General features: G+C 40.1%; 19 protein-coding genes. 10 read left to right on the top strand and 9 right to left on the bottom strand.

Annotation, left to right across the window (positions count from 1 at the left end; genetic code table 11):
* Positions 1–529: 529 nt before the first annotated feature.
* Positions 530–1,102 (bottom strand): HD domain-containing protein, encoded by a 573-nt coding sequence (locus V6E90_RS04590; protein WP_065342217.1) that lies wholly within the window; start codon positions 1,100–1,102, stop codon positions 530–532.
* 83 nt (positions 1,103–1,185) lie between these two features.
* The gene (gene add / locus V6E90_RS04595; RefSeq protein WP_065342216.1) at positions 1,186–2,175 is read right to left on the bottom strand and encodes an adenosine deaminase; all 990 of its coding nucleotides are present in this window, start codon (positions 2,173–2,175) and stop codon (positions 1,186–1,188) included.
* A gap of 297 nt (positions 2,176–2,472) precedes the next feature.
* On the opposite strand from add, the gene V6E90_RS04600 reads away from it, so the two are divergent.
* Both V6E90_RS04600 and V6E90_RS04605 read left to right on the top strand, forming a co-directional pair.
* Positions 2,473–3,159 (top strand): Crp/Fnr family transcriptional regulator, encoded by a 687-nt coding sequence (locus tag V6E90_RS04600; protein WP_332604648.1) that lies wholly within the window; start codon positions 2,473–2,475, stop codon positions 3,157–3,159.
* A 209-nt stretch (positions 3,160–3,368) separates the two neighbouring features.
* Positions 3,369–3,566, top strand: a complete 198-nt coding sequence (locus V6E90_RS04605; protein WP_016660685.1) for a hypothetical protein — start codon at positions 3,369–3,371, stop codon at positions 3,564–3,566.
* A 319-nt stretch (positions 3,567–3,885) separates the two neighbouring features.
* Here the strand turns inward: V6E90_RS04605 and trmB are convergent, their stop codons facing one another.
* Positions 3,886–4,602: a tRNA (guanosine(46)-N7)-methyltransferase TrmB gene (gene trmB / locus V6E90_RS04610; protein ID WP_004654068.1), complete on the bottom strand. Its 717-nt coding sequence runs from the start codon at positions 4,600–4,602 to the stop codon at positions 3,886–3,888.
* A 182-nt stretch (positions 4,603–4,784) separates the two neighbouring features.
* Here trmB and V6E90_RS04615 point away from each other — a divergent pair, with 182 nt between their 5' ends.
* Positions 4,785–7,223, top strand: a complete 2,439-nt coding sequence (locus V6E90_RS04615; RefSeq protein WP_332604649.1) for an ExeM/NucH family extracellular endonuclease — start codon at positions 4,785–4,787, stop codon at positions 7,221–7,223.
* Positions 7,224–7,429: 206 nt separating this feature from the next.
* The gene (locus tag V6E90_RS04620) at positions 7,430–8,041 is read left to right on the top strand and encodes a glutathione binding-like protein (protein WP_016542190.1); all 612 of its coding nucleotides are present in this window, start codon (positions 7,430–7,432) and stop codon (positions 8,039–8,041) included.
* A 53-nt stretch (positions 8,042–8,094) separates the two neighbouring features.
* On the opposite strand, the gene V6E90_RS04625 is transcribed toward V6E90_RS04620, so the two are convergent.
* Together V6E90_RS04625 and ahpF are read right to left on the bottom strand one after the other, a co-directional pair.
* Complete coding sequence (locus V6E90_RS04625; RefSeq protein ID WP_016542191.1) at positions 8,095–8,439, bottom strand: hypothetical protein; 345 nt, start codon at positions 8,437–8,439, stop codon at positions 8,095–8,097.
* A gap of 157 nt (positions 8,440–8,596) precedes the next feature.
* The gene (gene ahpF, locus V6E90_RS04630; protein ID WP_332604650.1) at positions 8,597–10,162 is read right to left on the bottom strand and encodes an alkyl hydroperoxide reductase subunit F; all 1,566 of its coding nucleotides are present in this window, start codon (positions 10,160–10,162) and stop codon (positions 8,597–8,599) included.
* A gap of 231 nt (positions 10,163–10,393) precedes the next feature.
* Here ahpF and V6E90_RS04635 point away from each other — a divergent pair, with 231 nt between their 5' ends.
* Both V6E90_RS04635 and V6E90_RS04640 read left to right on the top strand, forming a co-directional pair.
* Positions 10,394–10,612 carry a DUF1653 domain-containing protein gene (locus tag V6E90_RS04635; RefSeq protein WP_016539763.1) on the top strand — a complete coding sequence of 73 codons (219 nt, stop codon included), beginning with the start codon at positions 10,394–10,396 and terminating at the stop codon, positions 10,610–10,612.
* Between the two features lie 41 nt (positions 10,613–10,653).
* On the top strand, positions 10,654–11,241 hold the full coding sequence (locus tag V6E90_RS04640; protein WP_332604651.1) for an O-methyltransferase: 588 nt from the start codon (positions 10,654–10,656) through the stop codon (positions 11,239–11,241).
* Here the strand turns inward: V6E90_RS04640 and V6E90_RS04645 are convergent.
* Positions 11,218–12,267: a helix-turn-helix domain-containing protein gene (locus V6E90_RS04645; RefSeq protein ID WP_262758706.1), complete on the bottom strand. Its 1,050-nt coding sequence runs from the start codon at positions 12,265–12,267 to the stop codon at positions 11,218–11,220. The two genes, V6E90_RS04640 and V6E90_RS04645, sit on opposite strands and share 24 nt — an antisense overlap.
* Before the next feature lie 122 nt (positions 12,268–12,389).
* On the opposite strand from V6E90_RS04645, the gene V6E90_RS04650 reads away from it, so the two are divergent.
* Complete coding sequence (locus V6E90_RS04650) at positions 12,390–13,583, top strand: alkane 1-monooxygenase (RefSeq protein ID WP_332604652.1); 1,194 nt, start codon at positions 12,390–12,392, stop codon at positions 13,581–13,583.
* 53 nt (positions 13,584–13,636) lie between these two features.
* Here the strand turns inward: V6E90_RS04650 and V6E90_RS04655 are convergent, their stop codons facing one another.
* Positions 13,637–13,846 (bottom strand): KTSC domain-containing protein, encoded by a 210-nt coding sequence (locus tag V6E90_RS04655; protein WP_003652651.1) that lies wholly within the window; start codon positions 13,844–13,846, stop codon positions 13,637–13,639.
* 254 nt (positions 13,847–14,100) lie between these two features.
* The gene (gene ahpC / locus V6E90_RS04660; protein ID WP_016539767.1) at positions 14,101–14,664 is read right to left on the bottom strand and encodes an alkyl hydroperoxide reductase subunit C; all 564 of its coding nucleotides are present in this window, start codon (positions 14,662–14,664) and stop codon (positions 14,101–14,103) included.
* Positions 14,665–15,141: 477 nt separating this feature from the next.
* Between ahpC and hrpA the strand changes: the two genes are divergently transcribed.
* The 3 genes from hrpA (at position 15,142) to V6E90_RS04675 (ending at position 20,909) form a co-directional block, all read left to right on the top strand.
* Complete coding sequence (gene hrpA, locus V6E90_RS04665; protein WP_332604653.1) at positions 15,142–19,068, top strand: ATP-dependent RNA helicase HrpA; 3,927 nt, start codon at positions 15,142–15,144, stop codon at positions 19,066–19,068.
* A 45-nt stretch (positions 19,069–19,113) separates the two neighbouring features.
* A complete protein-coding gene (locus tag V6E90_RS04670) occupies positions 19,114–20,220 on the top strand; it encodes a beta-ketoacyl-ACP synthase III (protein WP_262758703.1) in 1,107 nt (368 codons plus the stop codon).
* Between the two features lie 62 nt (positions 20,221–20,282).
* Complete coding sequence (locus tag V6E90_RS04675) at positions 20,283–20,909, top strand: hypothetical protein (RefSeq protein WP_332604654.1); 627 nt, start codon at positions 20,283–20,285, stop codon at positions 20,907–20,909.
* 60 nt (positions 20,910–20,969) lie between these two features.
* Here V6E90_RS04675 and lipA read toward each other — a convergent pair whose 3' ends face one another.
* Positions 20,970–21,983 (bottom strand): lipoyl synthase, encoded by a 1,014-nt coding sequence (lipA, locus tag V6E90_RS04680; RefSeq protein ID WP_016539771.1) that lies wholly within the window; start codon positions 21,981–21,983, stop codon positions 20,970–20,972.
* Positions 21,984–22,046: the final 63 nt, after the last annotated feature.

A 22,046-nucleotide genomic window follows, 5' to 3' on the forward strand; every position in this document is an offset into this window, starting at 1 on the left:
AGGAGAGAGTGAAATTATTTTAGATTTTTTATGTGCAATCAGGCTTTATAGAGTCCAGATGGTTGTAGCAGCTCGATTATAAGCTTGTGATGGAGTTCAAACAGATCTCAGCGGAACTTTTTGATAGTTATTAAAAGATGCCAAACTGTAAGTGATATTGAGTCATAAAACCAAGTAGAGCTTTGTTGTGAGTAAGGAAGGGCGTTTTAAAGAATCAATTCAAGCACTCGTTTGTTGCAAGTTGCAGTAGACAATGAGTATGTTGAAGCTCAATATAATATTGCATTTAATTGTTATATTAGAAGTCATGCTAAGCAAAATTTAAGTGGATTAGTTGAGTATGTGGGAAATAACAAATAAATCATATTTTAACTTTTAATCAATCTTTAATTGGGTGTAAAAATCCTTAATTATTATACTGAAAATGTTTGAAATTTAAGCTTAATATTCAGTGCTTTAATTGTTGAATCTATAAGGAAATTTACGGTAGTAAGTTTTATAGAGAATTTAGTCAAATAAATGTTGTCTATTAATAGCCAGTATTTATTTTTTGCATTGTTTCCGTATCTAAGAGTGCACGGATACTTTTAAACAAAGGATGTTTGTTCGTATATTTCTCACCATAAGTAAGGTTAAACTCATAATCAAAATCATCGGGATTAATGCCTTGGTTATGTTGTAAAATCGTTTCTAACTTATCTAAGGCTTTTACAGCAATTGCTTCTTGCGTTTGACCAGCCTCATATTCTTCCCACAGTCCAAGTAGCGAGCTTCTTAGCGGATCATCTAATGACTGGGTAAGGAATAAGAGATCATTACGTTCTTGGGCATTTTTATCAGGATGATTTTGCTTTTCGATCGCAGGAATATCACCATGAATTGTCTCGCCCAAATCATGAACAAGACACATCTTTAAGACTCTTGAAAAGTCGAGGTATGTCAATTCATCTTCAAATACCAGTGCTAATAAGGCAAGTCTCCACGTATGCTCAGCAGTACTCTCATTTCGGCCATTAGACGTGTGGGATGAACGCATGATATTTTTTAGATTTTCAGCTTCTTTTAAAAAGAGTAAACGACCTTTAATAATGTCGGTATTCATTCAGCTTTCCTGTTATTTCCAAAATGATAGAACTCTACGTTCACAAGGTTATAGAGGCATTAAAAATAGTTGTAAGGTCTGGTTTAATATATTTGGACTAATTGCAGCAATTTTTCTCTGCTTTCTGCTGAGATAAAACTTGCATTTAAAGCATCAATATTGGTTTGTATGAAGTCTTCATCCTGCCAACCAAACCGATCATGTAATAATTGATATTCTTGATTTAAAGTTGTATTCGCCACCGTTCGAGCATCCGTATTAATATTGAGCTTTACACCAGCTTGCTTAAGCTTATCGACTGAATGTTTTTCAATATTTTCAAAAACATCACATACGATATTACTGCTTGGGCATACTTCAAGTAATATATTTTGCTGCTTTAATCTTGCAACGACAGCATCATTTTCTATACTACGTACGCCATGGCCTATACGAGTTACGCTTAATTTATCTAGCACTTCGGTAACACTATCAGCTCCTTTGGCTTCTCCTGCATGCGCTATGACATTGCCGCCCATACCTCTAACATGTTCAAAAGCTGCGATGTGATTGTCTAATGAATACCGTGCTTCGTCAGCCGCTAGGTCAAGTCCAACAACGCCATCATTCATAAAGTTAGTCACTAATTTTGCAGTCTTCATACTATCTTCAAAACTAAAGTGCCTGAGCGTGCATAAAAGTAGTCCAGCTTTGATATTGTATAATGCCGATGCTTGCTGCATTGCTTTTAGGACTGTTTCAGTCACTTCTTCTACTGTTAGTCCTAGTCGTGTATGTAATAGGGGAGCAAAGCGAAGTTCTGCATAAATAACATTGTCTGCCTTCAGTTGATCAAATAGATCATCGACTGCAAGCGCAATGGCTGATTTTGTCTGTAGAATATCCAGAGTAGGCGCTATTTTACTTAAAAAATCCCCTAGGTCTTTACATTTGTTCGGGGCAATAAAAGTGTCATTAAACGTTTTTAGTCTTAAATCTGGCAGAATTTGCCTCGCACAATAATAGCTCAGGGAGGTGTCTAAATGAACATGCAGCTCAACCTTGGCTAATTTTTTAGAATCAAATAAATTCATACTTCTCTCAATTTACAAAGAGTGACGGGCTCAATATTGCTTCATCAGATGCTGTATCAGTATCAATCAATACATGTCTCACTGTGATATGACAATACCGTTATTCTTGAGGTGTGCTACAGCTTATGTTTCAATTTAAATTAGAAAAAGGACATATGTCCCTTTTTTGATATTTGATAAAGTGTGCTGACCGAAGAATATAATTTAGCTCTATCACATGGATGCCTAAGGTCAACTTAAAACATAGAGCGAAACGGTGTATGTCTGATAGATGCGCAGGCTAGAGAAGAGTCGTAAATGATGAAGAATATGAGTAAAAATGAATTAATGCAGAACTATGTGGATACATTTTCATTGTGTAACTATTTCTCTCCGGCATTGTTAGAAAATCTACGATTAAAGCAAATAGAAGAGGGGGAATACCTTGTTGCACAAGGGAGTTCATTGAATAATCTCTTCTTACTGGTGGATGGAAAGTTGCAAGTAGAACATTTTCATCAAGATGGAAGTTATGCTGTATTTTCTATCGAAAAGGCATTCTCGGTGATTGGTGACTTAGAGCTTTTTTTAGATATCGATCTGTATACGGTGAGTACTGTTAGGGCAATTTCAAAGGCAGATATTCTTGAAATACCTTTGGGTAAGATTCAGCAATATGGTTTTAATGACCCTAATTTTCTACGTTTTATTTGTACTCACCTGAGTAAAAAACTATATGCTTCGACTCAATTGCTGACGAACGTATCACTTCCTGCATTTGTGAAAGTACGGAAGTACTTGGCAATTAGAGCTGAAGCTGAAGGAACCGTAATTCAGTTAGAAAAACGTGATTCTATTGCCGCTATGCTTGGAATTTCAACTCGACAGCTCAATCGTGTTCTTAAAGATTTAGCGGAGTTAAACATTATTCAGTTCAAAAATAAAACAGTGAAAGTGCTGGATAGTGATTACCTGCTTGAAATCAAGAAGACAGATTTTTTCTAACCTACAAGAGAAGGGTTGGATAGCGATTACGATCTATTTTTAATTTTCAGAATTGATCAGTTTTCTTGAATAATATTTACACTTTATTTAAGGAGTATATTGCAGACATTTCTTAAATTTGTAATCCTTATCAAAAGGGTGTCTAGTTTTGAACTTAGGCAGGTGTTTGTTGTAGTCGGGCCGCTATAACGTAACGAAAGAGCACCTGTATGTTTAAGCTAAAGATTTTTGACTCAATCTCTACGGAAGTATTGACTTTAAAAAGTGATCTGGAACTGAATACTGAAATTCAGCTGATCACAAAATATAAAACATCTCACTCGGAAGCTTATAAAAAAGCGATCGTTTTAATATTTAAAGAACGAGGTTATTCTAGCCTAGAAATAGGGCAACTATTAGTGTCCTGATGCTTATATTTGTTTTAAAATTAAGGTGATATAAGCCTATATATTATTAGCTCTCGCTATTTTTATTCTCTCTGTCCTTGGGTTATGGGAGATTGGAAGGGCAATGATAGGACATATTCCAAATGGAGTATGTCCTTAATCTGTTTTATTCTTTGAGGCTAATTCAAGATATTTTTTTCTTGATCGGTTTTTGAGAAAGATGTATCGCGCTGCTAACAATATTTTGAATACGACTGAATGATAAAATAGCACTAAATATATGATATTTAATGCTATAGTTTGTTTTTAAAAGAGGGTTTGCTAAGACAATAAAGATTCTTTACTTTATTTTCTTAAAGATAAAATCATTAATCTTATGACCAGATTCCAGACCACGACGCTCAAATTTAGTCACTGGACGCCATTCTGGACGAGGGTAACTATTGCCTTTACCTGCCAAGTTTTCCATATCAGGACGATTATCTAGGATATCAAGCATCCACTCTGCATACGGTTCCCAGTCAGTTGCTGAGTGGAAAGTACCACCCAACTCAAGCTTTTGCTCAACTAGTTGCATACGCTCATGAATCACAAAGCGGCGTTTAAAGTGACGCTTCTTCTGCCACGGATCTGGGAAATAAAGCTGTACACAGTTAATACTGTTATCTGGCATTTCACGTAATACTTGGATTGCATCGGCATCTAGTACAAACAAGTTCTTTAAACCTGCCATACCCGCTTCATAGACACACTGTGCGATACCAGGCACATGCACTTCGATTCCGACAAAGTTACGTTCAGGATTGGCTTTTGCCATTAATACCAAAGAGCGACCCATACCAAAACCGATTTCAACAGTTAATGGACGTTCAGGATGTTCAAAGTGTTGACGTAAATCACCAACAGGGTATTCCAAAATTAAATCACGATAATCTTCTAAAGCAGTACGTTGTGAAGTATTGAGCGGAGCTGAACGACGCATAAACGTCACAATTTCACGGTGCTCAGGCAAATTGTCGAGTTCCGTAATTTGCGTTTCTAACTGATCGTTTGACATGATTCTGGAGATATAAATATAGAAATGCCGTATTTTAAGTGTTCAGGTGGTCAAGTCAAACTTTAAGTGATTTTATTTAGCCAGTCATTTCTAAAATTGCTTAAAATTTGTCAAAAAAACTTCATGTAGCTGTCACAGAAATTGCATAGCCTAATTACAATTTTAACACTAAGTAAAAAACCATGAACAATTTTAAATACCATTCGATCGCCATTTGTTTAGGTCTGTTAGGCGCATCTTCAATCTTTTCTGTTGCACATGCACAATTGATGTTTAGTCAATATGTCGATGGCAGCAGCAATAAAAAAGGACTGGAAATCTATAACCCCGATGCCACAACGGTGAATTTAGCTGATTATGAAATCCAGCAGTTTAATAATGGTGGCACAGTTAAAACAGTTGCCTTCCCATTACAGGGAACTCTAGCCAGTAAACAAAAATTCCTGATTGGTCGTTCAGAACTACAGGCGCAATTGGGCGATAAGGTTAATCAAGTTGCGGGATTATCTTTTAATGGTGACGATGCCATTGTATTGCTGTATCGCGGTACGCCTGTAGATCGTTTTGGTCGTATTGGTGAGCGCCCAACGTCAGGCTGGGGTACGACGGTATTCAGTACTGCGAATAGCTTTAAGCGCATTCAAACGGACAATCCTGTGGTGAGTGTTGATCCGACCAGCCCATTTGACCTTGACCAGTCTTGGCAGGCATGGACAGATCGTAATGACTTTTCGAATTTAACTGGTTCAACCACCACTCCACCTGTAGATGCAGTCAGCTGTAGCAGTAGCGATACGCCGATTGCCAGTCTTGCGCAATCGACTCAAAATCAAAACTACACCATTCGTGGTGTGATTACAGCGGATTACCGTTATAGCAATGGTTTCTCAGGTTTTTATGTACAAACCCCTGACAGCAAAGCAACGCCAAATGTCAGCAATGCCATCTTTGTTTATATCCCTGCAAGCAGTGCTGTCAAAGGTGGGCAAGTGGGTGATGAAGTGATTCTGCGTGGTCGTTTAACCAGTTATCAAAACCAACTTCAACTGGATCAGTTACAACAGGATATTAAAACCTGTAACCAGAACATGGCATCGTTGATTCAACCATTGGATTTAAACTTACCCTTTAGCAGTTTGACCGATACAGCGGGGAACTCACCGAAACGTTATCAGGGCATGCTGGTAAAATTACCGCAAACGTTGACGGTAAGCGAAAACTATAATTTCGGTCGTTATGGTGAACTTTCTCTGAGTCTTGGTCGCTTATTTATTCCAACCAATCTTTATCCTGCACTTTCAAATGAAGCCAAGGCTTTAGCACAGCAGAATCTACTTTCAAAAATTATTTTTGATGATGGTTATAATAATCAAAACCGCGCACCGTGGTTGCCACAAAACTTTAGTGCTTTAAATACATTACGTTCTGGTTATCAGTTAAAGAATGCACAAGGGATTCTAGAATATCGTTTTAATGCGTGGCGTGTACAGCCGATTGCAGGGGCGAACTTGCCAGAAGTCGTGACCACCACTAATCCGCGCCCAACCATTACGGCTAAACAAAGCAAGCATATTCGCGCTGCGGCTTTTAACGTCTTGAACTATGACAATGGTAAGAACGGCTTCCCAACCGAACGTGGTGCCAATAGTCAGGCTGAATTTGATAAACAACATGCCAAAATCGTCAATGCATTAAAATCAATTGATGCAGATGTTTATGGACTGATGGAGATAGCCAACAATGGTTATGGCAGTGACAGCGCAGTTGCCAATCTCACCAAAGCTTTAGGACCAGACTGGAAATATGTAATTCCAGAAGGCTTGAACCAGTTGGGTACTGATGTGATTGCAGTTGCAATTATCTATAACAGCAAACGTGTACAGCCAGTGAATAAACCTGCGGTATTGGACCTAGGCGATAAGAGCCGTTCGATCATTGCACAATCCTTCAAGCCTGTACAAGGCGGACAAATCTTCACCGTGATTCCAAATCATCTTAAGTCGAAGAGCTGTCGAGGTGTCGATGAAAGTTCTCTCGATGCGGATCAACGTGATGGGCAGGGCTGTTGGAACCCAACCCGAGTGAAAGCGGTTGAGCAACTCACCCAATGGATTGCCAAGAATCCGACTCAAGTAAAAAATCCGAATATCTTGCTTTTGGGGGATATGAACAGTTATGCCAAAGAAGATCCGATCCTGACCTTTGAGAAAGCCAACTACAAAGTTTTGCTGAATGACAGCAAAGTCGGTGAGGGCAATAAGGCGTATAGTTATGTGTTTGGTGTTGCGAGTGATGCCGATGGTTATGGCGGTGCAGGTAATCTTGATCATGCCATTGCCGATGCCAATCTGTATAAACGTGTAATCAAGACCTTTGCATGGCATATCAATGCCGATGAGCCAACAGTATTGGACTATAACGAGGAATATAAAACCGATGAGCAAAAGGCCTTGTTCTTCTCGGCAGATGCTTATCGTTCTTCGGACCATGATCCTGTGATTGTAGATTTGGATATGAAAAGCTCGGACTCGCAACTTGAACCAAACAATCCGAAAAATATTATCGTTGAATTTTTAAACTCATTATTTGAGTGGTTAGGCAAGCTTTTTGGTCGAGCATAACCCGATTTCCGTGACATTGTTTAGTTTGTTTTTTCATAAATTAATCAATCGTCACGGAATATAACTTGCAAGGTAGAAAAAAATTCATTAATAGTAGTGGTGTAGATGTTCTTAGCATGAAAGCGATTATAAATTTTAGTTATTTCTGTTCTCGAGTTTCGTAGGAACGTCCTAGAGCATAAGTTGTTAGATAACAAGGATCAATTATGAAGTTGTATTATTCCCCTGGTGCTTGCTCATTGGCTGCCCATATTATTTTAAATGAAATAAACGTTGATTTTGATTTAGAACGAGTTGATCTAAAAACACATAAAACTTCAAAAGGTGCAGATTATTACGAGATTAATCCAAAGGGCTATGTCCCTGCATTGGAAATTAATCCAGGTTTAATTTTAACTGAGAATGTAGCGATTTTACCGTTTTTGGCGCAGCATGACCCAAAACAGGATTTAATCCCACCATCGGGGATGGGGCGTGCTAAAGTCCTTGAATGGTTAGGCTATTTGAACTCAGAACTGCATGACGCTTATTCAGTGTTCTTTGGTGGTAAGCTCACTGATGATGAGAAAGCCAAAGCTTATGCAGAAGTTGATCGTTTGCTTAAATATATCGACAACTATTTAGCTGAATCAGATTGTGATTATTTAGTTGATGACAACTTTGGTCCTGCGGATGCGTATTTATTTGTTCTCACCAATTGGTCCAACCATATCGAACATGATTTAACCCCTTATATCAACATTATCGCATTGCGTAACAAAGTGGCTGAACGTCAGTCGGTACAAATTGCGATGCGTGATGAAGGTTTGTTAAGTTAATTCAGATCAATAAAAAAGCCTCTGTTGATAGAGGCTTTTTTATTTCAACTCAATTATTGTTGAGCTTTTTCTTTCACATCAGCAGCAGTTGACTCTACAGCACCAGCAACTTTAGCAGTTGCATCACGTGCAGCAGCTTCAGTTTTTGCAGCAGCTTCAGCAGTTGCAGTCGCAGTGTGATCAGCAGCAGCATCAATTTGATCACCCGCTGTATCTACAGCAGTTGCAACATTGTTAGCAGCAGAATCAGCAGCATTTTGAACATCAGCACCAACTTGGCTAGCGGCATGTTCTAAATGCTCACCTGTAGTTGCACCAGTTTCAGGTGCTTTATCTTTATTACAGCCTACAAGCGCAACAGTAGCAGCAAGACCTAAAGCAACAAGTAATTTATTCATTGTCTATTTCCTTTTCTTTGTGGCATCCAATAGGAATGGATACCGAAAATATAAACATAAACTTGATGAATAATAAAGTTGAATATTTGTTGATAACTTGTAAAAACACGCACTTACATCGGAAAATGTAAGTGCGTGTACATGTTGGCGGATGAGTTTAAACGCCAGAACGGATCATATAATCAAAAGCAGATAGTGATGCTTTCGCGCCTTCACCTGTGGCAATGATGATTTGCTTATATGGCACTGTAGTACAGTCACCTGCGGCAAAGACACCTTTGACATTGGTTTCATTACGATCATTAATCACGATCTCACCACGATTACTCAGTTCAACCGCACTATTCTTCAAGAAATCTGTGTTTGGTAATAAACCAATCTGTACAAAAATCCCTGCAAGCTCGACTGTGTGTTCAACATCTGTGGCGCGGTCTTTGTATTTCAAGGCCGTTACTTGAGCACCATCACCCACCACTTCGGTACTGAGAGCATTCAAGATCACAGTGGTATTTGGCAAGCTATTTAACTTGTCTTGCAATACTTGGTCAGCACGAAGTTTGGTATCAAACTCAACCAAAGTTACATGCTCAACAATGCCTGCAAGGTCAATCGCTGCTTCTACACCCGAGTTACCACCACCAATCACGGCAACACGTTTGCCTTTGAATAATGGACCATCACAGTGTGGGCAGTAGGCTACACCACGAGTACGGTATTCTGCTTCACCTGGTACGTTCATTTCTCTCCAACGCGCACCTGTAGACAGGATAATGGTTTTCGATTCAAGTTTGGCACCATTCTCCAGTTCAACCTCAACCAGACCATTGGCTGTTTGATCTGCACCAGTGATCTTGCTGACACGTTGCAGGTTCATAATGTCCACACCGTACTCACGCACATGTGCTTCCATGTCTTGAGCAAACTGTGGGCCTACGGTTTTTTGAACGGTCGTGAAGTTCTCAATGTCCATGGTGTCCATGACCTGACCGCCAAAGCGTTCAGCGACGATCCCAGTTTTAATCCCTTTACGTGCTGCATAGATTGCAGCAGTACCACCTGCAGGACCACCGCCAATCACCAATACATCAAATGCATCTTTGGCATTGATTGCGGCGGCATCTTTCTCAGCTGAATTGCTATCCAACTTGGCAACGATTTCTTCCAAAGTCATACGACCTTGACCAATATGCTGGTTGTCTTGAAACACCATTGGTACTGCCAAGATTTTGCGTTCTTCAACTTCGTCTTGGAAGAAGGCACCATCAATCATGGTTGCTGTGGTATTTGGATTATTGATCGCAATTAAGTTTAAAGCTTGAACCACATCTGGACAGTTGTGGCAGCTTAAAGATACAAACACATCAAAATTTGCGCTTAAGTTGAGACCTTTGATCTGAGTGAGTATTTCATCAGACACTTTAGGCGCATAACCAGACACTTGTAATAATGCCAAGATCAAAGAAGTAAACTCATGTCCCATCGGTAAGCCAGCAAAGAACACCCGTGGTTGTTCACCAGCTTTGGCCACACCAAAACTAGGACGGCGAGCGTTTGAACCGTCAAAACGCGCCGTAACTTGGTCAGAAAGTTCAGCAATTTCAGTCACGAGTTCTTTGATTTTTGCAGCTTTGTCTGATTCATCTAAAGCAGCAACCAACTCGATTGGACTTTCTAAACGTTCTAAGTAAGCTTTTAATTGAGTTTTAATATTTTGATCTAACATGTATTTCTCCAAAGACTAAGGCTTTCAAATCAGCTAAATTCATTCAATGAGGCTATAGTACGCAAAAGCACTGAATAGGTAAAACAGTATGTTTTTATGAGTTTGATCGGTTTTTTGAATTTTTACTGGTTTTGTCACTTTTTTGAACATATCTTTCAGTAAAAATTTGAGTACAATCAAAGTTGTTATATAACTGCAATCATTTCGTGGCATAAATAAAGGGTAACGAACATGACTTTACAACGTGGCATCTATCAGCATTATAAAGGACAGCTATATCAAGTCTTTAACGTGGCTCGTCATAGTGAAACAGAAGAACAGTTGGTGGTCTACCAATGCTTATATGGGGATTATTCGATGTGGGTACGCCCATTGACAATGTTTAGCGAAACCGTTCAGCTTGAAGATGGGCAAGTCCTGCCGCGTTTTAAATTAATACAATCAACTTAAATTCATTTAGCTTTTAAACAGCCTGTTTGAGGGGATCAGACATGACCAGCACGGTATTTTTACAACGTATTTCTGATTTATATGATGAGTTTAAACAACACGATGCTCGACAGTCTGATCGTTTAAGACGCTATCGAAATATTGAAGCAGAGTCTGCCAAACTGCTGGCAATGCTAGTTCGTAGCCAATGCTCAAAACGGATTTTAGAAATAGGTACTTCAACGGGTTATTCAACACTTTGGCTGGCAGAAGCTGCAAAAGCAGTTGCTGGGGCGGTGCAAACCTTAGAAATTAATGCTTTTCGTAGCGCACAAGCAAGAAAGTATGCTGAGGAATTTGGCTTAGAGGCTTTGATTGATTTTTGGGTGGGGGATGCAGCAGATTATCTGGCCCAAGCGACCGAACCTTTCGATTTGATATTACTCGATGCTGAGCGTGGTAGTTATGCTGGGTATTGGGAAGACTTAAAGCGTTTATTGCAATCTTCAGGTAGCACTTTAATTGTTGATAATGTGATTTCCCATGCCGCAGAGGTGAAGGAATTTCTTGAACTGATCAAAGATGATGAAGACTATATGAGTACGATCTTACCTGTCGGCGCTGGCTTATGTATGGTGGTCTTGAAATAAGTTGATTTTATGAAGATGCGCTTGCCGATAAGCCTGCGGACTACAACCCTGAACTTTATTAAATGCGCGGGTGAAATTGGCTGGATTGGAATAGCCTAATTCATAGGCAATAGCAGTAATGGTAAAGCTAGAATTTTCTAATAAATCAATGGCACGCTCAGTGCTGATCTGCTGTTTTAAAGCTTGAAATTCAACGCCTTGTTGCTGCAAATAGCGTTGCAAGGTTTTGGTGGAAATATTTAATACTTTGGCACATTCCATGAGGGTTGGGACTTGATTGGCTTGTCGCAACATCATGCTGACCCATTCCACAATTTCGCCTTGATGGTAGATTTTCTGGATTTGTTCCTGACAGCGTTGTTCAACTATTTTTAAACTATGTGCATCTGCCAAAGGTAAGGGTAGTGCCAACTGTTGCTGATCAATCACCACACGGATACCTGAAAGCCAAGTATAGTTAAAGTGAAAATTGGCTTTCACCAAGGCTAAATAACGTTCTTGATAGCTTGGCTCTGGAATACTTAAATAGACTTGGTAGCGTTGTAATTGCTGACCTGCCAATTCTAATAGACTGTAGTAGAACGCTACGGCAATCGCTTCAATATGAAAGGCCAAACACTGCTTATTCATCTGCAAAATTGGTTCAAATAACAGTTCAACTTTTTGTGAGTCTGATGGAAACTGAATACTCAGCTTAAAACTCGGCATAATCAGTCTAAAATATTGTGCAATCAGCCTAAGTGCATGTTCTAGATTTGGGCTGGTCATCAGTGCATAGCCGACGAGACTGTGTGAGCTGAGCTTTATATTTTTACCCAGTTCAAAGGCCAAGTCTCGGGTATTGGGCAGGCTTAAACCAATTTCTATGAATTGCTCAATTTGTTGAATCGATAATAATTCTGTTTTTGCTAATTCTTGCTGCACTGCCATCAACAAATCATTATCGTATTGATGCGTACCGATTAAAATTTCAATCAATCGCAAATAATAACGTGATGGAATAACAGGGATCTGTTGCTTTTGCACAAGAAAAACTCAGTAAAGTCTTAAAATGATAATATCAAGTCTTAAAATGATAATATAGAGGGGCGATGAAGGAACACAATCAGTTCAAGCAAAACATTTTGTGTTTGATTGAGGAGTTTCTAATGAATATGCATACTCAACTGGATGTCGAGCAAGCGACAACAACATTTAAGGATAAAAAACGTCACTTATGGCTATTGGGTTTGGCTGTACCAACCATTGCAATGGGGGGCTTGGCGGGCTATCAATTTGGTCCTAAAAAAACGAAAAAGTTCTTCGCTTCATTTGGGCCATTATTTATTCATGGTGTGATCCCAACATTAGATAAATTGATTGGCGAAGACACCGAAAACCCACCATTAGATGCAATCGCAGATTTAGAAGCCGATCCGTATTACGCTCGTATTGTGAAGCTTTTTATACCATTACAATACGCGACCAATATTTATGGGGCCTATTTAGCCAGTCGTAAAGATACACCCGTCGCGGATCAAGTTTTACTAGGAACTTTGGTAGGCATGGTCAATGGTATTGCAATTAATACTGCACATGAACTCAGCCATAAGACAGGGCGCTTAGAGCATTATCTTTCGCATTTGGCTTTGGCGCCGTCAGGTTATAACCATTTCCGCATTGAACACCCATATGGGCACCATCGTCGTGTTGCGACACCAGAAGATCCTGCCTCTTCACAATTTGGCGAGACTTTCTGGAAGTTTTTGCCACGTACTGTGATTGGTAGCTTTAAATCTGCAATTGAAATTGAAAAGAATCGTTTAGAACGTAAAAAGCTGCCTTTCTTCTGTAAGGAGAATGAGTTGATTCATGGCTGGGCGATGTCTGCTGCATACCATGCTGCCATGTTTACGAAGTTTGGTCTGCGCTCAGTACCGTTCCAAGTCACGCAAGCGGCCTATGCGATCACTTTGTTTGAGTCGGTGAATTATATTGAACATTATGGTTTGAAGCGTGCAAAGAAAGACAATGGTCAGTATGAGCGAACGCTACCAGAACATAGCTGGAACAATAATAATGTGGTAACCAATCTGTTCTTATATCAGTTGCAACGTCATTCGGATCATCATGCTAATCCAACTCGAAGCTTCCAAACTTTGCGACATTTTGAAGATGCACCACAACTTCCTGCTGGTTATGGTGCGATGATTTTGCCAGCATTTATTCCATCGTGGTGGTCAAAAATTATGGATGATCGAGTTGTACAGCACTATAAAGGTAACTTGGACAGGATCAATGTCTATCCTGAAGCCAAGCATAAGATGTTAGAGAAATATGCTAAACAGCAAGATGTGGCTTAACGTTAAAGTTAGATTCATTGAAAATCAGCCCAACGGGCTGATTTTTTTATTTTCTAAGCCGAAATACAGAGTCGTTTAAAATGCAGATCAAACTCAAGATATTTATGCACAAAGGCTGTTTTATCATTGGTGCGAAGTAAATTATTGTAGATAAACTCTGGAACGGGATGATAAAGCTCACCTGAGCCATTGCTATAAAAAATTTTTAAATAGCGTGAAGAAACATCATATTTCCAAGAGGTTACAACAACAGATTTTTCCATATAACGACTCCTATTTTTGTTTGATCTTTTAGTACATATCTAAAAACTCTTTTGTTTCATAATTTGACAGTACTCCAACTGGGGCAGTCTGACAATTCATAAATGAAGCTGGCTATAAATTTATAAGTATAAGAATTGTAAAAAATTAGCTATAAATTTTCGGTGTGGAATAGGACTTGGATTGATAAAAATAATCAATAAAAAAACCACCCTAAAAAAGGGTGGTTTCAAACCGATTGGTCTAATCTAAAGAATTAGATTTTACCAACTAAGTCGATAGATGGAGCAAGCGTAGCTTCGCCTTCTTTCCATTTAGCTGGGCAAACTTCACCTGGGTGAGCGTGAACATATTGAGCAGCTTTAACTTTACGAAGAAGTTCAGATGCATCACGGCCGATACCACCAGCGTTGATTTCAACGATTTGGATTTTGCCTTCTGGATCGATTACGAAAGTACCACGGTCAGCAAGACCAGCAGCTTCGATTAATACCTCGAAGTTTTTAGAAAGTGTCCAAGTTGGGTCACCGATCAATGGGTATTGGATTTTACCAATCACTTCTGAAGTGTCGTGCCAAGCTTTGTGCGTGAAGTGAGTATCAGTAGATACGCCATAGATTTCAACGCCTAATTTTTGGAATTCAGCATAGTTGTCAGCAAGGTCGCCTAACTCAGTTGGACATACGAATGTGAAGTCAGCTGGGTAGAAGAATACAACAGACCATTTGCCTTTAAGATCTGCTTCAGATACGTCAACAAATTGACCGTTGTGGTACGCAGTCGCTTTAAATGGTTTAACTTCAGTATTAATTAAGCTCATCATTGTCTCCATGATTGAGGTTTTATTGAGAGGCTAACGCCTTACTTGTTTACGAGGTCAAGAATAAATAATTTTTAGTTATTGGGGAAATAGTATTTTTATATGACTAGAATCGGAAAATTGAATAACTCAATAAAAACGACTTTCACCCAAGAATATCTGTCCTATTTGACTGCATCGAGATGAAGCAAACATGACAAAAGATCCAGAACTAATGTGCATAACAACATGAAGTCTACGCCATCAAAATTCAAGGGTAAAATTGAAAAAATCTAAAATTATATAAAAAACGGAGATATACGATTAAATTTTCTGCATTGCGAGACTCATTAACACGACTCAATAATACTGAGCAGCGCTAAGCATCTAAAAATGATTAATCGGAGCTAATGCAAAGCATTTGAAAAGCTTTCTTTGCATAGCAAGATTTTAAGGCGTAAAATAGCCGATTCTTTTTATATTCAGGAAAGCTGTTCAGTGCAGAGTCATTTAAATGTAGATCAATGGGTTATGGCACGTGACCGTCACCGTTTAAATCGACTGCGCAAGGATAAGAAAACAGAAACAGCAGAAATTGAAAAACTATTTGAACAGTCTAACCATAAAGTCAAACAACGTTTAGCCCGTATTCCGCAAATCAAGCTCAATCAAGACTTGCCTGTTACCCAATACGCAGATCGTTTAATTGAGGCGATTCAAAAGCATCAGGTGATTATTGTTGCTGGTGAAACGGGTTCTGGTAAAACCACACAGCTTCCACAAATTGCCATGCTGGCAGGTCGTGGACTCACAGGCATGATCGGTCATACTCAGCCGCGTCGATTGGCTGCACGGAGTGTTTCACAACGTATTGCGGAAGAAGTGGGACAGAAGCTAGGTGATGCCATTGGTTTCAAGGTTCGTTTTAATGAGCAAGGTTCGCAAGATTCTATCGTCCGTTTGATGACCGATGGTATTTTGTTGGCAGAGCTTACCAACGACCATTTTTTATCAAAATATGACACCATCATTATTGATGAAGCGCATGAACGCTCACTCAATATTGATTTCATCATGGGCTATCTCAAGCAGCTTTTGCCAAAGCGCCCTGATTTAAAAGTGATCGTGACCTCAGCAACTTTGGATGTAAATCGTTTCAGTCAATATTTCAATGATGCACCGATCTTCGAAGTGGAAGGGCGAAGCTTCCCCGTGGAAGTGCGTTATCGTCCCATCTCCGAGATGAGTATTGTCGGTAGTGATGATGATGAGTTCGATGACTTTGAAGAAAATCTACCACGTGCTGTGGTACAGGCAGTCGAAGAATGTTTTGCTGATGCAGAAAGCCGCGGTCATCCTGAACATGCCGATATTTTGATTTTTGCCAGTACTGAACAAGAAATTCGTGAGTTACAGGAAACTTTGCAGAAGTTTGGTCCTCGTCATACTGAGGTTTTACCTTTATATGCACGTTTGGCGCTGGCTGAACAGCAAAAGATTTTTAGTCCGAGTGGCAAAGGGCGACGTATTATTATTGCGACCAACGTGGCGGAAACGGCGTTGACGGTGCCAAATATTCGCTATGTGATTGATAGTGGTTTTGCTCGTATTTCACGTTATAACTACCGTTCGCGGGTACAGCGCTTACCAATTGAAGCGATTTCACAGGCAGCAGCCAATCAGCGTAAGGGGCGCTGTGGTCGTATTGCGGCGGGTGTCTGTATCCGGCTATACAGTGAAGAAGATTTTTTAAGTCGTCCAGAGTTTACTGAACCTGAGATTAAACGAACCAACTTGGCTTCTGTAATTTTACAGATGCAAAGTTTAGGTTTAGGTAGTTTGGAAGATTTTGACTTTATTGAGCCGCCTGATTTCCGTTTGGTCAATGACGGTCGCAAACTCTTGATTGAGTTGGGTGCATTATCATCCCTCTCCTCTCCCAAAGAGAGAGGAGAACTCCTTCTCCCAGTGGGAGAAGGTTGGGATGAGGGCAAAAGAAAAGCTAGTGGAGGACTAACCAAAGTCGGTCAAATGATGGCGCGTATGCCGATTGATCCACGACTGGCTCGAATGCTGATTGGTGGTGCGCACTTTGGTGTACTTAAAGAAACACTGATTATTGTCAGTGCCTTGGCGATTCAAGATCCGCGTGAACGTCCAGCCGATAAACAAATGCAGGCCGATCAAAAGCATGCCTTATTCAAGGAAGCAGATTCAGACTTTTTATTCTATCTGAAGCTTTGGAATACGATACAAACCAGTCCTGATACACAAACCGAAAACAAGCGCCGTCAATTTGCGCGCCAACATTTTTTAAGTTGGTTACGTCTGCGGGAATGGAAGCAAACCCATCAGCAGTTAGTGGAACTGGCAGAAGGTTTAAAGCTGAGTTTTAATGAAAAAGGTGCGAATTACGAAAACCTGCACCGTGCACTTTTAACCGGGCTACTTTCATTTATTGCCAATAAAACAGATGAACGTAATACTTTTATGGCGGTGCGTCAGCAGAAAGCCAAAGTGTTCCCAGCCAGTACCTTACACAAGACCAATACCGCTTGGGTCATGGCCTTTGAGATGGTGGAAACTTCTCAGGTGTATTTACGTACTTTGGCAAAAATTGATCCTGAATGGATTCTGTTGGCAGCTCGTGATTTATTGAAGTACCACTATTTCGAGCCACACTGGTCGAAAAAAGCGGGTATTGTAAATGCCTATGCACAAATATCACTATTCGGTTTAATCATCGAGCCAAAGCGAATGATTAATTTTGAGAAAGTGGATCAAGCTGCGGCACATGAAATCTTCTTACGTGATGCACTGACCACGGGTAATTTAGGTGTTACACCGCCGTTTTTAAAGCACAACCTACTGAAACTCGAAGAAGTAGAACGGGTAGAAGATAAGTTGCGTCGTCGCGATTTAGTGGTCGATGAGGAAACCATTTACCAGTTCTATGCCGAGAAAGTGCCTGAGGAAATTGCCAGTCGTCGCAGTTTTGAAGATTGGCGGGCAACAGTAGAAACAGACAATCCACGCTACTTGTTCGTTGAAGATGATGCTTTGTGGATGAATGATCGTCCCACCACGCTACAATTCCCTGATTATTTACATAATGGTCAGTTACGTTTGGCTGCAAGCTATCGTTTTGATCCAAGTCATGATGAAGATGGGGCAACGGTTAAAATCCCTGTGCAGGCTTTACCGCAAGTGGATGAAAAGCAATGGTCTTGGGGAATTCCTGGTTGGCGACAAGATTTAATTGAAGCTTTGCTCAAAGCACTTCCTAAAGACAAACGCCGTAATCTGGTTCCGATTCCAGATACCGCGAAAAAGTTGATGCAAGGCATTGATGCGGTGCATTTACGTGAGCATCTATTTAATTATTTAGCCTTTGCTTTACGTGGTGAACAGATTACGGAAAAAGACTTTTCTTTCGAGAGAATTGATCAATATCTGGTGCCTTTTATTAAGGTATTGGATGAAAAAGGTAAACTCATTGCCCAAGGCCGTGACTTAGATGAGTTAAAAGCACGTTGTCGTGTTGAAACTCATCGTCCAGTGAAACAGCAAGCAGGTGAGTTCCAGACCTTCCCTGAAAACTTTGTATTTGAAGCATCGCAAAAAGTGACGGGCGTGATCGTCAAGCAATATCAGGCTTTGGTTCCTACCAAGCGATTTGCTGAGCTTGAAGCCAAAGATGAAGCGGGCGTGGTGATTCAAACCTTTAATGATCAGGATGAAGCGATTAAGCAGCATCGTGAAGGGGTAATCCGTCTGGTACATATGCAATTGGGGGATCTAATCCGTCAATTGAAAAAACAGATTTCCAAGCCTTTAGCTCTCGCTTATTCACCGTTGGGTGATCGTGCCAAGCTGGAGCAAATGCTGGTCTATGCAACCTTACAGATTTCGATTCAAGAACTGCCTAAAAATGCCACTGAGTTTCAGCAGTTACTGACTGAAACTAAAAAGCAATTTTTAGCAAATGGTCAACAGACATTAACTGATTTAACTGAAATATTTACTCAATGGCAGCAGATTCGCCGTGAACTATTGGTCTTGGATCAGAGTATTTTTGGCCGAAGTGTCGATGACATAGAAGATCAACTTGATTTAATGTTATTGGCCAACTTTGTTTATAGCCAATCACCTGAAATTTGGCAGGAATACCCGCGTTATTTGAAAGCGCTGCTATTGCGTTTAGATCGTTTGCCCAATAATCTACAACGAGACCTTGCTGCAATTGATGATGTCGATCCATGGATGGACAAAGTATTTAAACTTAGAAACGATCCTAAAATCAAAGAACTGTATTTGATGTTGGAAGAACTGCGAATTTCCTTGTTTTCTCAACCGATGAAAACAAAGCTGCCTATTTCACCAACTAGATTACAAAAACTATGGGATCGATTAGCAATCGGTTAAACTGAGAAATATGAAAGTTAGAAGCATTCTTTACAGGAGTTTTACATGGGCATCCGTATAACAGGTACAGGGTTATTTCACCCAACCGAATCTATTTCCAATGAAGAGTTGGTTGAAAGTTTAAATGCTTATGTAGAACAGTATAACCAAGATCACGCAGCTGAAATTGAAGCGGGCGAAATTGAAGCTTTACGTGGTTCAAGCCCTGAATTTATCGAAAAAGCATCGGGTATCCAACGCCGTTACGTGGTCGAAAAATCGGGTATTCTTGATCCAACCCGTTTACGTCCGCGTTTGCAAGAGCGCAGCAATGATGAATTGTCACTTCAAGCAGAGTGGGGCGTGATTGCTGCAAAACAAGCGATGGAAAATGCAGGCGTGACTGCAGAAGATATCGATGTGGTGATTTTGGCGTGTTCAAATATGCAACGTGCCTATCCTGCAGTTGCGATTGAAATCCAGTCTGCTTTGGGTATCCAAGGTTATGCTTATGACATGAACGTGGCATGTTCTGCTGCAACATTTGGTTTGAAGCAAGCCTATGATGCCGTGAAATGTGGCGCGCGCCGTGTGTTATTGCTCAATGTTGAAATTACATCGGGTCATTTAGATTACCGTACTCGTGATGCACACTTTATCTTTGGTGATGTTGCAACGGCATCGATTATTGAAGAAACTGAAACTAAATCGGGTTATGAAATCTTAGATATCCATTTGTTTACTCAGTTCTCAAATAATATCCGTAACAATTTTGGTTTCTTAAACCGTAGCGAAGATGCAGTGGTTGACGACAAGTTATTCCGTCAAGACGGTCGTAAAGTCTTTAAAGAAGTTTGTCCTTTAGTTGCTAAAATCATTACAGCACAATTGGAAAAACTGGAGTTAAGCGCTGAACAAATCAAGCGTTTCTGGTTGCATCAAGCCAATGCCAATATGAATGAACTGATTTTGAAATTGGTTGTGGGTAAAGAAGCTGATTTAGAGCGTGCACCTATCATTTTGGATGAGTTTGCCAATACCTCGTCTGCTGGCGTGATTATTGCAATGCATCGTACTGGTGAGCAAGTGAATAACGGCGAATATGCGGTGATTTCTTCATTCGGTGCTGGCTATTCTGTTGGTTCGATTGTGGTACAAAAGCATATTGCTTAAGTGTTTAGCATAATCAAAATTAAGGAGCAAGAATTTGCTCCTTTTTTGTATTAGAAAGATTGATGAATCAAGAAATTTTGGCTTTATTAACGGATATTCCTGATCACGCAGATTATGCTTGTACTGCTGAAGAATTGGACTTGGTAGATATTTCTCAAGATCGAATCGATCGGGTTGTTGAGCTGCTTCATCATACAGAAGATGTTGTGGTTTTTGATGCCGCTAAACTGTTAACCCATTGGGGGCAGGATGAGGGCTTTAATGCGCTGACACATTTATTTGATACAAATCAATTGAGTGGCTGGATAGACCATCGCTTACATGGTTATGATGATACTTTGCAACATGTATTAAGTGCATTTGTCAGTTACTGGGCAGCAAAGTCGGATGCGGGTTTAGGTGAGTTGGCGAGAGGGAAAATTTTTCCTTATGTTGCAAAAATTATTGAGCAATCGAATACAGCGCCTTTTGAAATTAATAGTATTTTTTGGGTGATCGAAAAGAAACAATATAAGGAATATATTCCCTTATTAAAGACGCATCTGGATAAAATGATGGATGACCCTAAATTATATTTTTGGAAAATTCATGATGCAATCCAGTTGATGCTTAAGTTCGATACTGATTTTGTCTATCATCTGTTGCAAGAAAAGGGAAAAAGTTTAAAGGATTTTAGGATCGAGTGTTAATTCTCAATGACTTGCTAAGAATACAATCGAGGGGCGCACCGAAGTACGCCCATCTCAACATTAAGCTTCAATTGCTTGAACTGCAATTTTCTTGGCAGGATCGACTTTACGGCGTACCGCTGGAACAGGTTCACCATGGTATTGGCGATCAGCAAAATAGCTTGAGCGAACCATTGGCGCAGACCAGATATTTCTAAAACCAAGTTTACGACCATGCTCAGCATAGCGTTCAAACTCTTCTGGTGTGACAAAGCGATCGATTGGTGCATGTTGCTTAGACGGCTGTAGATATTGACCAATAGTAATGTAGTCAACATCATGTGCTCTAAGATCATCGAGCAGGGCGATCACTTCTTCTTCTGTTTCACCGATACCGACCATCAAACCACATTTTGTTGGTACATCAGGGCAGTATTCTTTAAACATTTTTAACAGCGTTAAAGAGTGCTGATAATCAGAACCTGGACGCATCGCTTTATACAAACGCGGCACAGTTTCAATGTTGTGGTTGAACACATCTGGTGGACATTCAGTCATAATGCGTAAGGCAATATCCATACGACCACGGAAGTCAGGAACCAGAATTTCCAATAAAGTTTTAGGGCTTAATGCACGTGCTTCTTTGATACAATCAACGAAGTGTTGAGCACCGCCATCCAAAAGGTCATCACGGTCAACTGAGGTAATTACCGCATATTTGAGGCCGAGATTGGAAATCGTCTCTGCCATATGGCGTGGTTCATCTGGATCTAAAGCATTTGGACGACCATGTGCAACGTCACAGAAAGGGCAGCGACGTGTACAGATATCACCCATGATCATAAAGGTTGCTGTACCACCACCGAAACATTCAGGTAGGTTAGGACAAGCAGCTTCTTCACAGACAGTATGCAGTTTTTGCGAGCGCAAGGTTGTTTTAATACGCTGAACTTCTTCTGGAGCGGTCATCTTGACTCGAATCCAGTCCGGTTTGCGAGGTACTTCAACCGTAGGGATAACTTTTACAGGAATTCTTGCGACTTTTTCCGCGCCACGAAGTTTTATACCCTGTTCAGGTTTACGGTGTTCAGACATATAAGTTCTACAGCCTTTGACTTGAGATATCCTGTTATTATAGTCAAATTTACCGTAATAAAG

It is taken from the genome of Acinetobacter sp. ESBL14, assembly GCF_036668815.1.
GTDB classification, from domain to species: Bacteria; Pseudomonadota; Gammaproteobacteria; order Pseudomonadales; family Moraxellaceae; genus Acinetobacter; species Acinetobacter gyllenbergii.

Bases quoted from the DNA above. Each gene is read 5' to 3' on its own strand.
- lipA (WP_016539771.1), bottom strand. From the start codon at position 21,983: ATGTCTGAACACCGTAAACCTGAACAGGGTATAAAACTTCGTGGCGCG.
- V6E90_RS04590 (WP_065342217.1), bottom strand. From the start codon at position 1,102: ATGAATACCGACATTATTAAAGGTCGTTTACTCTTTTTAAAAGAAGCT.
- V6E90_RS04620 (WP_016542190.1), top strand. From the start codon at position 7,430: ATGAAGTTGTATTATTCCCCTGGTGCTTGCTCATTGGCTGCCCATATT.
- V6E90_RS04640 (WP_332604651.1), top strand. From the start codon at position 10,654: ATGACCAGCACGGTATTTTTACAACGTATTTCTGATTTATATGATGAG.
- V6E90_RS04650 (WP_332604652.1), top strand. From the start codon at position 12,390: ATGAATATGCATACTCAACTGGATGTCGAGCAAGCGACAACAACATTT.
- V6E90_RS04675 (WP_332604654.1), top strand. From the start codon at position 20,283: ATGAATCAAGAAATTTTGGCTTTATTAACGGATATTCCTGATCACGCA.
- trmB (WP_004654068.1), bottom strand. From the start codon at position 4,602: ATGTCAAACGATCAGTTAGAAACGCAAATTACGGAACTCGACAATTTG.
- V6E90_RS04670 (WP_262758703.1), top strand. From the start codon at position 19,114: ATGGGCATCCGTATAACAGGTACAGGGTTATTTCACCCAACCGAATCT.
- add (WP_065342216.1), bottom strand. From the start codon at position 2,175: ATGAATTTATTTGATTCTAAAAAATTAGCCAAGGTTGAGCTGCATGTT.
- V6E90_RS04625 (WP_016542191.1), bottom strand. From the start codon at position 8,439: ATGAATAAATTACTTGTTGCTTTAGGTCTTGCTGCTACTGTTGCGCTT.
- V6E90_RS04605 (WP_016660685.1), top strand. From the start codon at position 3,369: ATGTTTAAGCTAAAGATTTTTGACTCAATCTCTACGGAAGTATTGACT.
- V6E90_RS04655 (WP_003652651.1), bottom strand. From the start codon at position 13,846: ATGGAAAAATCTGTTGTTGTAACCTCTTGGAAATATGATGTTTCTTCA.
- V6E90_RS04615 (WP_332604649.1), top strand. From the start codon at position 4,785: ATGAACAATTTTAAATACCATTCGATCGCCATTTGTTTAGGTCTGTTA.
- V6E90_RS04600 (WP_332604648.1), top strand. From the start codon at position 2,473: ATGATGAAGAATATGAGTAAAAATGAATTAATGCAGAACTATGTGGAT.
- ahpC (WP_016539767.1), bottom strand. From the start codon at position 14,664: ATGAGCTTAATTAATACTGAAGTTAAACCATTTAAAGCGACTGCGTAC.
- V6E90_RS04635 (WP_016539763.1), top strand. From the start codon at position 10,394: ATGACTTTACAACGTGGCATCTATCAGCATTATAAAGGACAGCTATAT.
- ahpF (WP_332604650.1), bottom strand. From the start codon at position 10,162: ATGTTAGATCAAAATATTAAAACTCAATTAAAAGCTTACTTAGAACGT.